Origin of the sequence: Salmonella sp. SAL00672, assembly GCF_046552175.1 — a bacterium.
GTDB classification, from domain to species: Bacteria; Pseudomonadota; Gammaproteobacteria; order Enterobacterales; family Enterobacteriaceae; genus Salmonella; species Salmonella enterica.
This window is the reverse complement of record NZ_JBGDUQ010000002.1, coordinates 100,681-114,537: the sequence shown is the minus strand read 5'-3', so window position 1 is coordinate 114,537 and position 13,857 is coordinate 100,681. Positions and strand designations below refer to the sequence as shown.

Sequence of the window (13,857 nt, the reverse complement as noted above, 5' to 3'; positions counted from 1 at the left end):
GCGGCCCAAAAGACGACGAAGATTAAGCGATGGTACGTTGGATCTCGATAATTTCGAATACTTCAATCATATCGCCAACGCGAACGTCGTTGTAGTTCTTCACGCCGATACCACATTCCATGCCGTTACGGACTTCGTTAACGTCATCTTTGAAGCGGCGCAGGGATTCCAGCTCGCCTTCATAGATAACCACGTTGTCGCGCAGTACGCGGATTGGGTTATGGCGTTTAATCGTACCTTCGGTAACCATACAGCCCGCGATCGCGCCGAATTTCGGCGATTTGAACACATCGCGCACTTCAGCCAGACCGATGATCTGCTGTTTCAGTTCCGGAGACAGCATGCCGCTCATCGCCGCTTTCACTTCGTCGATCAAGTTATAGATGACGGAGTAGTAACGCAGATCCAGACTTTCGGATTCAATCACTTTACGCGCAGAAGCATCGGCACGAACGTTGAAGCCCACCAGAATGGCGTTGGACGCCGCAGCCAGGGTCGCGTCGGTTTCGGTGATACCACCTACGCCAGAACCGATGATCTTCACTTTCACTTCGTCGGTAGACAGTTTCAGCAAAGAGTCGGAGATCGCTTCCACAGAACCCTGTACGTCGGCCTTCAGGACGATGTTCACTTCGTGAACTTCGCCTTCGGTCATGTTGGCGAACATGTTCTCGAGTTTAGATTTCTGCTGACGAGCCAGTTTAACTTCACGGAATTTACCCTGACGATACAGAGCAACTTCACGCGCTTTCTTCTCGTCACGAACGACGGTCACTTCGTCACCGGCAGCCGGAACGCCGGACAGGCCGAGGATTTCCACCGGAATGGACGGACCCGCTTCCAGCACTTCCTGACCCAGTTCGTTACGCATCGCACGCACGCGGCCGTATTCGAAGCCACACAGCACGATATCGCCCTTATGCAGCGTACCTTCACGAACCAGCACGGTAGCCACCGGACCACGACCTTTATCCAGGAAGGATTCGATAACCGCACCGCTCGCCATACCTTTGCGTACCGCTTTCAGTTCCAGAACTTCGGCCTGCAGCAGGATAGCGTCCAGCAGTTCGTCGATACCGGTGCCCGCTTTCGCAGACACGTGAACGAACTGGCTCTCGCCGCCCCACTCTTCCGGCAGAATGCCGTACTGGGACAGTTCGTTCTTAACGCGATCCGGATCGGCTTCCGGCTTATCGATTTTGTTCACCGCAACCACGACCGGCACACCTGCCGCTTTCGCGTGCTGGATAGCTTCGATAGTCTGCGGCATCACGCCGTCGTCTGCCGCTACCACCAGAACCACGATATCCGTTGCCTGGGCGCCGCGAGCACGCATAGAAGTAAACGCGGCGTGGCCCGGGGTGTCCAGGAAGGTGATCATCCCGTTGTCAGTTTCAACGTGGTAGGCACCGATGTGCTGGGTAATGCCGCCCGCTTCGCCAGAGGCCACTTTCGTGGAACGAATGTAGTCCAGCAGAGAGGTTTTACCGTGGTCAACGTGGCCCATGATGGTCACAACCGGTGCGCGCGGTTCAGCCGCAGCGCCGGTATCACGGTCGCTCATTACCGCTTCTTCCAGTTCGTTTTCACGACGCAGGATAACTTTGTGGCCCATCTCTTCGGCAACAAGCTGTGCGGTTTCCTGGTCGATAACCTGGTTGATGGTGGCCATGGCGCCCAGCTTCATCATCGCTTTGATGACCTGAGAGCCTTTAACCGCCATCTTGTTCGCCAGTTCGCCAACGGTGATGGTTTCACCGATCACCACGTCGCGGTTAACGGCCTGAGCGGGCTTCTGGAAGCCTTGCTGTAAAGAAGACCCTTTACGCTTGCCGCCTTTACCGCCGCGAACCGCAGCACGCGCTTCTTCGCGATCGGCTTTGGATTCGGCATGTTTGCCTTTTTTCGCCGGACGCGCCGCTTTTGCATTACGGCCACGACCACGACCGCCTTCTACTTCACGATCGTTTTCGTCTTCGGCCTGGCGCGCGTGCTGAGAAGTGGTGACATGATAGTCACTGGTGTCTTCTACTGGCTCAGGCGTTGCGGTCCATTTGTTTTCTTCCGCCATGCGGCGAGCTTCTTCTGCTACACGACGCGCTTCTTCTTCGAGTTTGCGACGTGCTTCTTCTTCCGCTTTACGCTTCAGCTCTGCAGCTTCATTCTCACGGCGGGCTTTTTCGGCCTGGGCGGTTTTGGTCATATCGTCAGTCTGTTGATTGCTCACTTTGTCTTTTTCCGCAGCTTCACGTTTCGCTTTTTCAGCGGCTTCACGCTTAGCTTGTTCTGCGGCCTCGCGTTCAGCTTTTTGTTGCGCCTCGCGTTTGGCCTGTTCTTCTGCCTCACGACGGGCTTGCTCTTCCGCTTCACGCTGCGCCTGCTCTTCCGCGGCCAGGCGTTCAGCCTCTTGCGGATCGCGTTTCACAAAGGTGCGCTTCTTGCGGACTTCGATTTGTACCGATTTACTTTTTCCACCGGTACCTGGAATATTCAGGGTGCTGCGCGTTTTACGCTGCAGCGTCAGTTTATCGGGACCAGAAACCGCTTCGCGGTTCAGGTGCGCCAGTAAAGTCTGTTTTTCTTGTGCGGACACAGAGTCGTCAGCAGATTTCCGGATACCTGCATCAGCAAACTGCTGTACCAGGCGATCCACGGAAACCTGTCTCTCTGCGGCCAGCGCTTTTAGGGTTACATCTGTCATGCTGTTCCTTCCTGCTACAGTTTATTACGCTTCGTCGCCGAACCAGCAAATATTACGGGCAGCCATAATCAGCTCACCGGCTTTTTCGTCGGTCAACCCTTCGATATCAGCCAGATCATCAATGCCCTGGTCGGCGAGATCTTCCAGCGTACAAACACCACGAGCCGCCAGTTTGAAAGCCATATCGCGATCTAATCCTTCCAGATTCAGCAGATCGTCAGCCGGTTTGTTATCACCGAGGCTTGCTTCCTGGTCCTGCGCCAGAGTGGCCAGTGCGTTTTTAGCACGCTCGCGCAGTGCTTCAACGGTCGGCTCATCAAGGCCGTCAATTTCCAGCAGTTCTTTCATTGGCACATAGGCCAGTTCCTCGAGCGTGGAGAAACCTTCTTCTACCAGAACGGTCGCGAACTCTTCATCAATATCAAGATATTTAGTAAAGATCTCGATAGCGGCATGTGCTTCAGCCTGATGTTTAGCCTGCAAGTCATCAACGGTCATTACGTTGAGTTCCCAGCCGCTCAATTGCGAAGCCAGGCGGACGTTCTGACCATTACGTCCGATCGCCTGCGCCAGATTACCGGCTTCAACGGCGATATCCATGGTATGTTTATCTTCGTCCACCACGATAGACGCGACGTCTGCCGGCGCCATCGCATTAATGACGAACTGCGCCGGGTTATCATCCCACAGCACGATATCGATACGCTCACCGCCCAGTTCGGTAGAGACCGCCTGAACGCGCGCGCCGCGCATCCCCACGCAAGCGCCGACCGGATCGATACGTTTATCGTTGGTTTTCACTGCGATTTTCGCACGAGAACCCGGATCGCGAGCCGCCGCTTTAATTTCAATCACTTCTTCGCCGATTTCCGGCACTTCGATGCGGAACAGTTCGATCAGCATTTCCGGCTTGGAACGGGTGACGAACAGCTGCGCGCCACGCGCTTCTGGACGTACAGCGTACAGAACACCGCGGATGCGGTCGCCAGGACGGAAGTTTTCGCGCGGCAGCATATCTTCACGCAGAATCACCGCTTCAGCGTTACCGGCCATCCCTTCGGATTTAATTTCCAGAGAGATATTGTCGCGGTTCACTTTCTTCACCACGCCAGTGACGATTTCGCCTTCCTGGTCGCGGAACTGATCGACAACCATCGCGCGTTCAGCTTCACGGACCTTCTGTACGATAACCTGTTTCGCAGTCTGCGTGGTGATACGGTCAAAGGTGACAGATTCAATCTGATCTTCAACATAGTCGCCGACATTCAGGCTTTCGTCTTCAAAACGCGCCGCTTCCAGCGTAATTTCCTTCGTCGGCATGGTCACTTCTTCAACGATCAACCAACGGCGGAAAGTATCAAAATCACCGCTTTTACGATCGATTTCTACACGAACATCGATCTCCTGCTCATATTTTTTCTTTGTTGCTGTCGCCAGCGCACTTTCCAGCGCTTCAAAAATTTTTTCGCGTGGCAGCGCTTTTTCGTTGGAGACGGCTTCAACAACAGCCAAAATTTCTTTGTTCATCGCGGGCTTTTCACCTCATCCAGACTGTTAAAAGTGGGGAACCAGGTTCGCCTTCTGGATATTACTCAGCGCGAACACTTCATCTTTGCCTTCGACTGTGACGGTAATCATTTCACCGTCCACCGCTTTGATAATGCCCTGCCACTTGCGACGGTTCTGTACCGCCATGCGAAGAACCAGCGCGACTTCTTCACCCTGGAAACGCGCATAATGATCGGCAGTGAACATAGGACGGTCGAGACCCGGTGACGAGACTTCAAGGTTGTAAGCCACGGAGATAGGATCTTCAACGTCCAGCACCGCGCTTACCTGGTGGCTCACATCAGCACAATCATCAACATTGATGCCATCTTCACTATCAATATAGATGCGCAGTGTGGATGTGCGACCGCGAATAAATTCGATGCCGACCAGCTCGTAGCCTAAGGCTTCAACTGGCGCTGTAATCATCTCTGTTAATTTTTGCTCTAATGTGGACAAGCCCACCCCCAAGACATAAAAAAAGGGCCTAAAGCCCAGTTATTCTGTAGTCAGATAACAAAAAACCCCGATAAATCGGGGCTTTAGATAACTGAACCCTATAACCGCAACGGCGGTCTGGTGTACCTTCCGAAAGAATTTTTTTCAAATCCAGCTACGAAGGACATAATCTTCACAGTATATTTGAAAAAGAACTCTAAGGGAAAGTGGTTGCGGGGGCCGGATTTGAACCGACGACCTTCGGGTTATGAGCCCGACGAGCTACCAGGCTGCTCCACCCCGCGCCTGAAACGTGGCAAATTCTACTCGTTTTGGGCAAAATTTGCAAATACTGCTGGGATTTGGTACCGAGGACGGGACGTAAAATCTGCGCACAGTATAGTGACCAGGCATGAGTTATGTCAACCCTATTCCCAATATGCAGATGAATGAATATCACTCTTCGTTATACTCATCCCACCTCTCCGGCTTATACATGCATTTCACAACGTTATTTCAGTAAACCTTCACTAAACGCTTCCTGTCTCTGCTAAAAGATGATTAAATGAAAACTCATTTATTTTGCATAAAAATGCACTAAAGCAGAAACCGATCTCATTATCAGTCAATCAAGCAGGGTTCTATTCTATGACGACGATTCTTAAGCATCTTCCAGCAGGTCAACGTATTGGTATCGCTTTTTCCGGCGGTCTGGACACCAGCGCCGCGCTGCTGTGGATGCGACAAAAAGGAGCTGTCCCATATGCCTATACTGCGAATCTGGGACAACCGGATGAGGATGACTATGACGCCATTCCTCGTCGCGCAATGGAGTATGGCGCAGAGAATGCTCGCCTGATTGATTGCCGCAAGCAGTTGGTTGCAGAAGGGATCGCAGCGATTCAGTGCGGCGCTTTCCATAATACGACTGGCGGACTGACCTATTTCAATACCACGCCGCTGGGCCGTGCCGTAACCGGCACGATGCTGGTCGCCGCGATGAAAGAAGACGGCGTGAATATCTGGGGCGACGGCAGTACCTATAAAGGCAACGATATTGAACGTTTCTATCGTTACGGCCTGCTGACGAATGCTGAATTACAGATTTACAAACCGTGGCTGGATACCGACTTTATCGATGAGCTGGGTGGTCGCCATGAGATGTCTGAATTTATGATTGCCTGCGGTTTCGACTATAAGATGTCAGTCGAAAAAGCCTACTCCACCGACTCCAACATGCTCGGCGCCACGCATGAAGCGAAAGATCTGGAGTTTCTTAACTCCAGCGTCAAGATCGTCAACCCGATTATGGGCGTGAAGTTCTGGGACGAGAGCGTGAAGATCCCGGCAGAAGTTGTGACCGTCCGCTTCGAGCAGGGTCACCCTGTTGCCCTGAACGGTAAAACCTTCAGCGATGATGTTGAGATGATGCTGGAAGCGAACCGCATCGGCGGCCGTCACGGCCTGGGTATGAGCGACCAAATTGAAAACCGCATCATTGAAGCAAAAAGCCGCGGTATTTATGAAGCCCCCGGAATGGCACTGCTGCACATCGCTTACGAGCGTCTGTTGACCGGTATTCACAACGAAGACACCATTGAGCAATATCACTCTCATGGTCGTCAGTTGGGCAAACTGCTGTATCAGGGCCGCTGGTTCGACTCGCAGGCGCTGATGCTGCGTGACGGCCTGCAACGTTGGGTCGCCAGCCAGATTACCGGTGAAGTGACGTTGGAGCTGCGTCGCGGCAACGACTACTCCATCCTGAACACCGTGTCAGACAACCTGACCTATAAGGCTGAGCGTCTGACCATGGAGAAAGGCGAGTCCGTATTCTCACCGGACGATCGTATTGGCCAGTTGACCATGCGTAATCTGGACATTACCGATACCCGCGAGAAACTGTTCGGCTACGCGAAAGCGGGTCTGTTAACCGCCTCTTCCGCGACCGGTCTGCCGCAGGTTGAGAATCTGGAAAACAAAGCGAAGTAAACATTTATCATTTTAAGGCCGCGAAAGCGGCCTTTTTTGTGAATATCACCCCAGGTTGATGCAAATGGCTGATTTGCCGGTTAATCTAACTGGACAACATTTCGCACCCTGTCAAAGCATTGTGCAGCCATGTCTTTTTCAGTCATCATTATATAGTCAATGCCCCCGCCAAAATCCGGCCCAGCGACAGCCAGTAATGCTGTTGTAGAATGAATTTCTTCATCCCAGCTAAAAAGCTGTCGCCACCTTGTATCATTTTGATTCAGTTCATCTTCCACACTACGTTGGAGAGGAATTGTCCACCCTCCCAGAAGATCGCCGGAATAGCAGGCATCAACTCGATACGGGTTGTCCTGTTCGTAATCACTTAACGCGTCATACCATGATTCATACGCTTTCTGCTGCGTAACGCTTAACCCCTCGCAGACTGACGAAACACTGATAACGGAAAGAGGTTCCAGGCACTCAACCTGTGTACACAATTGCCATGGTTCACGAAATTCAATCTTATTGTAAAAAGCCAGCAAGTCATCTGGCACAGCTAGCGTGCTTAATGTATCTACCTCAACATCGTGCCAGAAAACAAAGGGCTGCCGATCTTCCCAGGTAACATCGACAAAGAAGCTCAATAACCCCCGCCTGGGAAGCAGTGGATCAAACCCCGGGAGTAACGCCAGGTCACTCAAGTTTAGTTGGGCAACGAAAGCAAGCGGAAAATCAACCAACTGATTCTCTATGCGGATGTCAATTTCGGTTAATAACCGCTGCTGCACTAACCGATACTTTTCCTCGTCAAAATCTTCCGCTGGCTGCCCAAGCAGCTTACGCCCTTCATTGAGCAGCTCATAACTCATTTTCATTTCATGAACAAACCTGGCATTTCGCGTTTTTTCAGCTTTCAGCTTTAGTACGCGAGATGTGGCATTAACCGATTTTTTTCGTATAGGCCAGCTTTGTCCTAATGGCCAGTCGGGTAGACCGCCCAACCGCGATGCCCCCACCTTTACTGTTTCCATATCCCGCAGACAACGTTTAAATGCAATAGCAGCACGTGCCTGTTGCACGACTTTCTCCTGAATAGCAGAGCTCAAATTGGATGTGCGCAATTCAGCAATCAATCCAGCACGATCGAAAAATAAACTCATTAATCTCTTCCTTAGATATTCGGCTCAGTGCAAAGGAAGATTAGATAAAACTACTTGAGCAAAAGATATGGAGGGGGATAACAGATACAAGCATTTCAGATTATAGCTGAGCAACTACTGGCTTCAATGAACGAAGATGATCTCGTAATCGGTGGAGTGAACCTGACGCAGGGAGATCACCAGAGAGGACATACATGAGTATGTATGTAGGGCTATCTCAACGTATTGACGGGGCCATGCCAGGGACGCGTGTAAGCGTGCTTCAACCTCCTCTCTGAGAGCAGTTTCAACAGACGAAAAAAAAGACGCTTTTCAGCGTCTTTCTTTCGGAATATTGGTACCGAGGACGGGACTTGAACCCGTAAGCCCTATTGGGCACTACCACCTCAAGGTAGCGTGTCTACCAATTCCACCACCTCGGCACGGATACTGCTATTAGCGCGGGATATCGCTGGTCGGCTGGGCCGGTGCAGCAGGTTGAGTCTGCTCGGTCTTCGCCGGCGCGCTCAGATTTTCCCACTCGCTTCCTTTATTGGTTTTGTTGCTATTGATATTACCCAACACCAGACTGATGATGAAGAACAGCGTCGCCAATACCGCCGTCATTCGGGTCATGAAGTTACCAGAACCACTTGAACCAAATAGCGTAGCGGAAGCGCCTGCTCCGAAGGAGGCTCCCATATCAGCGCCTTTACCTTGCTGCAGCATGATCAGACCTACAAGGCCAATTGCCACAATAAGGAAAACAACTAAAAGAGCTTCGTACATAATCAACCTGTTCCTTGCGGAGTTGCCGCGTACCAATGCTTCTACCAATAAAGCGGGATTTTTACTGTTTCCCACTGAAGCGGGTGTGAATACTAACCAAAGCGAATGACCTTCGCAAGGGCAATTTAAGCGCATTGTATCAACTGCGGAAAAAAACAGCAAAAGCGTTGTTTTTTGCGGGCCGTAAGGCGGCAACCGCCGCCTTTTTAGTCACTTAAACGCTTAAACGGCTTTTACCGCATCCGCGATACGATGGGCGAATGCCGTAACCTGCGCTTCATCCTCGCCTTCAACCATCACGCGAATCAGCGGTTCGGTACCGGATTTACGTAGCAGTACCCGCCCACGATTGCCGAGCGTGGCTTCTACGTCCGCCGTTACCGCTTTCACCGCTTCATTTTCCAGCGGATCGCCGCTACCGGCGGTGTAACGCACGTTAACCAGAATCTGCGGGAACATTTTCATACCGCTGCACAGATCGTGCAGACTCATATGATTACGCACCATCGCCGCCAGAACTTGTAGCCCCGCTACAATACCGTCGCCAGTGGTCGTTTTATCCAGCAGAATAACGTGACCAGAGTTTTCCGCGCCGATGCGCCAGCCTTTTTCCTGCAATTTTTCCAGCACGTAGCGGTCGCCCACTTTCGCCCGGGCAAACGGAATGCCAAGCTGCTTGAGCGCCAGCTCCAGCCCCATATTGCTCATCAGCGTCCCCACCGCGCCGCCGCGCAGTTGCCCCTGGCGCAGCCCTTCGCGCGCGATGATATACATGATCTGATCGCCATCGACTTTATTGCCTTCATGGTCAACCATGATGACCCGGTCGCCGTCGCCGTCAAGCGCGATGCCGAGTTCCGCCTTCTCCGCCAACACGCGCGCCTGCAACGCGCGCACGTCGGTCGCGCCCACTTCTTCGTTAATGTTGACGCCGTTTGGCTCACAGCCGATGGCGATAACGGTCGCGCCCAGCTCGCGCAGCACATTCGGCGCGATATGGTAGGTAGCGCCGTTGGCGCAATCCACAACCACTTTCAGGCCATTGAGGCTCAGTTCGTTCGGGAAGGTGCCTTTACAGAACTCAATATAGCGTCCGGCGGCATCGACGATGCGGCTCGCTTTCCCCAGCTCGGCGGAGTCTACGCAGGTGATCTCTTTTTCCATTTCGGCTTCGATGGCTTCTTCCACATCGTCAGGCAGTTTCGTACCGTCGATAGAGAAGAATTTAATGCCGTTATCATAGAACGGGTTATGCGAAGCCGAGATAACGATACCCGCCTCCGCGCGGAAAGTCCGCGTCAGATAGGCGACGGCTGGCGTTGGCATAGGCCCGGTAAACGAGGCCGACAGTCCCGCAGCGGCAAGGCCCGCCTCCAGCGCGGACTCCAGCATATAGCCGGAAATACGCGTATCTTTACCGATAATGATTTTACGCGAACCATGACGCGCCAGCACTTTTCCGGCAGCCCAACCCAGTTTAAGCACGAAATCAGGTGTAATGGGGGCATTGCCTACACGTCCGCGAATCCCATCGGTACCGAAATATTTACGATTACTCATAGCGTTTGTTTTCCTTTGCAGACAGAGTGGCTTCTACCACCCGCATCGCCTCTACGGTTTCTTTGACGTCATGGACGCGAATGATCTGCGCGCCCTGCATCGCGGCAATTACCGCGCACGCAAGGCTACCGTTCAGACGGTCTGATGGTCCCACGTTAAGTAACTGACCAACCATCGTTTTACGTGACATGCCCACCAGCAGCGGCAGGTTAAAATGATGAAACTCACCCAGTCGCGCCAGTAAGGTATAATTGTGAGAGAGATTTTTACCGAAACCGAATCCTGGGTCGAGCAACAATTTCTCTTTTGCGATGCCGGCCTTCTCACAACGTGCTATTTGCTCAATAAAGTAGCGATTCACCTCGGCAAAGACATCGTCATATTTCGGCGCCTCCTGCATGGTTTTGGGGTTGCCCTGCATGTGCATAAGACTGACCGGCAAGCCGGTTTCCGCTGCCGCTTCCAACGCGCCGGGTTCGGAGAGTGAACGGACATCATTGATAATATGCGCGCCCGCCCTTGCCGCTTCACGGATCACCTCGGGTTTAGAGGTATCCACAGAAATCCACACTTCAAAACGTTGCGCGATTGCTTCCAGTACCGGAATAACGCGATCCAGCTCTTCTTCCACGCTCACTTCTGCCGCGCCTGGTCGCGTTGATTCCCCCCCCACATCAATAATTGTCGCCCCGGCATTCACCATTAAATTCGCATGTTTCACCGCCTCAATCAGCGTGTTATGCGCGCCGCCGTCGGAGAACGAATCCGGCGTTACGTTCAGGATCCCCATAACATGCGGATGAGTGAGATCGAGCGTGGCGCCCTGAGCGAAGAGTTTCATGGTCAAAATCCCTGTTTTATTTGTGGTGAGTTAAAAAAAGAAAAACCCCGGGGCAAGCCCCAGGGTTTCGGTGAGCGCTAAACATAATGTTGTACAACAAACGTTTATTTGTCGCCCAGCTGCTCTGACATCGTGTTGCCCGGGTTCGGCGTGCGTGGTTCATCAACCGGACGCGGCGCCTGAGGCGTACCATTGCTGTCAGAGTTATTGGTGCCGTTTGGATCTTCCCAGCCCGCAGGCGGACGCACTTCACGACGCGCCATCAGGTCATCAATCTGCGGCGCATCGATGGTTTCATATTTCATCAGCGCATCTTTCATCGCGTGCAGAATATCCATATTGTCAGTCAGGATCTGACGAGCGCGATTGTAGTTACGTTCAATCAGCGCTTTCACTTCCTGGTCGATGATACGCGCAGTTTCATCAGACATATGTTTCGCTTTTGCGACGCTACGGCCGAGGAATACTTCGCCCTCTTCTTCCGCATACAGCAACGGACCGAGTTTCTCCGAGAAGCCCCACTGGGTGACCATGTTACGCGCCAGGTTAGTCGCGACTTTAATGTCGTTCGACGCGCCGGTGGAAACATGCTCAACGCCGTAGATAATCTCTTCCGCCAGACGGCCGCCGTACAGCGTGCTGATTTGGCTTTCCAGCTTCTGACGGCTGGCGCTGATCGCGTCGCCTTCAGGCAAGAAGAAGGTCACGCCCAGCGCACGACCACGCGGGATAATCGTCACTTTGTGCACCGGATCGTGTTCCGGCACCAGGCGACCGATAATCGCGTGGCCCGCTTCGTGGTACGCGGTCGACTCTTTCTGCGCTTCCGTCATCACCATGGAGCGACGTTCGGCGCCCATCATGATTTTGTCTTTCGCTTTCTCGAACTCAACCATCGACACAACGCGCTTATTACCACGAGCTGCAAACAGCGCCGCTTCGTTGACCAGGTTCGCCAGGTCAGCACCGGAGAAGCCCGGCGTACCGCGCGCAATGATCGCCGCATCAATATCCGTCGCTAACGGTACGCGACGCATATGCACCTTCAGAATCTGCTCACGACCGCGCACATCCGGCAGGCCTACCACCACCTGACGGTCAAAACGGCCTGGACGCAGCAGCGCCGGGTCCAGAACGTCCGGACGGTTAGTTGCGGCGATAACGATGATACCTTCGTTACCTTCGAAGCCGTCCATCTCAACCAGCATCTGGTTCAACGTCTGCTCACGTTCATCGTGACCGCCGCCCAGACCTGCGCCACGCTGGCGACCTACGGCGTCGATTTCATCGATGAAGATAATGCACGGCGCCGCTTTCTTGGCCTGTTCGAACATGTCACGCACACGAGACGCGCCGACACCGACGAACATTTCCACAAAGTCAGAACCGGAAATCGTAAAGAATGGCACCTTCGCTTCACCCGCAATGGCTTTTGCCAGCAGGGTTTTACCGGTACCCGGCGGGCCGACCATCAGGACGCCTTTCGGAATTTTACCGCCCAGCTTCTGGAAACGGCTCGGTTCACGCAGGTATTCAACCAGTTCCGCCACTTCTTCTTTCGCTTCGTCACAACCCGCGACGTCAGCAAACGTGGTTTTGATCTGATCTTCCGTCAGCATACGCGCCTTGCTCTTACCGAACGACATGGCGCCTTTGCCACCGCCGCCCTGCATCTGACGCATGAAGAAGATCCAGACGCCGATCAGCAACAGCATCGGGAACCAGGAAATGAAGATAGAAGCCAGCAGGCTTGGCTCTTCAGGTGGTTCGCCAACAACCTTGACGTTTTTAGTCAGCAGGTTATCAAGCAGCTTCGGATCATTAATCGGAATGTAAGTCGTGTAACGGTTACTATCTTTCTTGGTAACGTTGATCTCACGTCCGTTGATACGCGCTTCGCGAACCTGGTCCTGATTGACCTCTTGCAGGAAGGTAGAGTAATCCACCTTACGGCCATTAGACTCGCTGGGCCCAAAGCTCTGGAATACTGACATCAGCACAACGGCAATGACCAGCCAGAGTATTAGGTTTTTCGCCATGTCACTCAAGGGATTAACCTCTTATTACAACTGTGTTAAAAACAGCGTCAGGATACTCTATATCCAGTTTCTTTCAAACCTTACGTCTGAAATCTGCCGGTTATCACTTTCGCCCGGTCGCTACAATGTACACTTCACGCGAACGCGCACGCGAAGAGTCCGGCTTACGAACTTTAACCTTCGTAAACAGGGAGCGAATTTCCCTTAGATACTCATCGAAACCTTCGCCCTGGAACACCTTCACTACAAAACTTCCGCCTGGCGCCAGCACATCGCGGCACATCTCTAACGCCAGCTCCACCAGATACATGGCGCGGGGGATATCCACCGCCGGTGTTCCGCTCATGTTTGGTGCCATATCCGACATGACAACTTGTACTTTACTGTCACCCACGCGTTCCAGTAACGCTTTCATGACAAGTTCATCACGAAAATCGCCCTGAAGAAAGTCCACACCAACGATAGGATCCATAGGTAAAAGATCACAAGCGATGATGCGGCCTTTGCCGCCAATCTGCGTGACCACATACTGTGACCAGCCTCCTGGCGCAGCGCCGAGATCAACTACCGTCATTCCCGGCTTAAAAAGTTTGTCACTTTGCTGTATTTCATCAAGTTTAAACCAGGCACGGGAGCGTAGCCCCTTTTTCTGCGCCTGTTGAACATATTTATCGCTAAAGTGTTCCTGAAGCCAGCGGCTTGAGCTGGCAGAACGCTTTTTACCTGTCATTTAACTTTCCCGTCGGGGCAGTTCATCGTAGCCAATGGCGTAAATTTCTACACGCCTATTTGGCGATATAAGGGAGATGGCGGTAGAATGACCCG

10 protein-coding genes and 2 tRNA genes are annotated in these 13,857 nt (G+C 52.7%); 1 reads left to right on the top strand and 11 read right to left on the bottom strand.

Annotated elements, in window-relative coordinates; all coding sequences use genetic code 11:
• Nucleotides 1-22: 22 nt before the first annotated feature.
• From infB to ACLJTG_RS06300, 4 genes are all read right to left on the bottom strand, one after another.
• A complete protein-coding gene (gene infB / locus ACLJTG_RS06315; protein ID WP_000133064.1) occupies nt 23-2,701 on the bottom strand; it encodes a translation initiation factor IF-2 in 2,679 nt (892 codons plus the stop codon).
• A gap of 24 nt (nt 2,702-2,725) precedes the next feature.
• A complete protein-coding gene (gene nusA / locus ACLJTG_RS06310) occupies nt 2,726-4,228 on the bottom strand; it encodes a transcription termination factor NusA (RefSeq protein ID WP_001031038.1) in 1,503 nt (500 codons plus the stop codon).
• Between the two features lie 27 nt (nt 4,229-4,255).
• Nucleotides 4,256-4,708, bottom strand: coding sequence for a ribosome maturation factor RimP (rimP, locus tag ACLJTG_RS06305; protein ID WP_000105461.1), 453 nt, complete (start codon nt 4,706-4,708; stop codon nt 4,256-4,258).
• Between the two features lie 207 nt (nt 4,709-4,915).
• A tRNA-Met gene (locus ACLJTG_RS06300) sits at nt 4,916-4,992 on the bottom strand.
• A 343-nt stretch (nt 4,993-5,335) separates the two neighbouring features.
• Between ACLJTG_RS06300 and argG the strand changes: the two genes are divergently transcribed.
• Complete coding sequence (gene argG, locus ACLJTG_RS06295; RefSeq protein WP_000207653.1) at nt 5,336-6,679, top strand: argininosuccinate synthase; 1,344 nt, start codon at nt 5,336-5,338, stop codon at nt 6,677-6,679.
• Nucleotides 6,680-6,759: 80 nt separating this feature from the next.
• Here the strand turns inward: argG and ACLJTG_RS06290 are convergent, their stop codons facing one another.
• The 7 genes from ACLJTG_RS06290 to rlmE form a co-directional block, all read right to left on the bottom strand.
• A complete protein-coding gene (locus ACLJTG_RS06290) occupies nt 6,760-7,824 on the bottom strand; it encodes a DUF1963 domain-containing protein (RefSeq protein WP_000051504.1) in 1,065 nt (354 codons plus the stop codon).
• Between the two features lie 335 nt (nt 7,825-8,159).
• A tRNA-Leu gene (locus ACLJTG_RS06285) sits at nt 8,160-8,246 on the bottom strand.
• Nucleotides 8,247-8,259: 13 nt separating this feature from the next.
• Complete coding sequence (gene secG / locus ACLJTG_RS06280) at nt 8,260-8,592, bottom strand: preprotein translocase subunit SecG (protein ID WP_000272680.1); 333 nt, start codon at nt 8,590-8,592, stop codon at nt 8,260-8,262.
• Nucleotides 8,593-8,814: 222 nt separating this feature from the next.
• Complete coding sequence (glmM, locus tag ACLJTG_RS06275) at nt 8,815-10,152, bottom strand: phosphoglucosamine mutase (RefSeq protein WP_021000809.1); 1,338 nt, start codon at nt 10,150-10,152, stop codon at nt 8,815-8,817.
• Entirely contained in the window at nt 10,145-10,993 is an 849-nt protein-coding gene (gene folP, locus ACLJTG_RS06270) for a dihydropteroate synthase (protein ID WP_000764710.1), read from the bottom strand. The genes glmM and folP overlap by 8 nt, the downstream gene beginning before the upstream one ends.
• 104 nt (nt 10,994-11,097) lie before the next feature.
• Nucleotides 11,098-13,032, bottom strand: a complete 1,935-nt coding sequence (gene ftsH / locus ACLJTG_RS06265; protein ID WP_001107481.1) for an ATP-dependent zinc metalloprotease FtsH — start codon at nt 13,030-13,032, stop codon at nt 11,098-11,100.
• A gap of 103 nt (nt 13,033-13,135) precedes the next feature.
• Nucleotides 13,136-13,762, bottom strand: a complete 627-nt coding sequence (gene rlmE / locus ACLJTG_RS06260) for a 23S rRNA (uridine(2552)-2'-O)-methyltransferase RlmE (protein WP_000145974.1) — start codon at nt 13,760-13,762, stop codon at nt 13,136-13,138.
• Between the last annotated feature and the right edge of the window lie 95 nt (nt 13,763-13,857).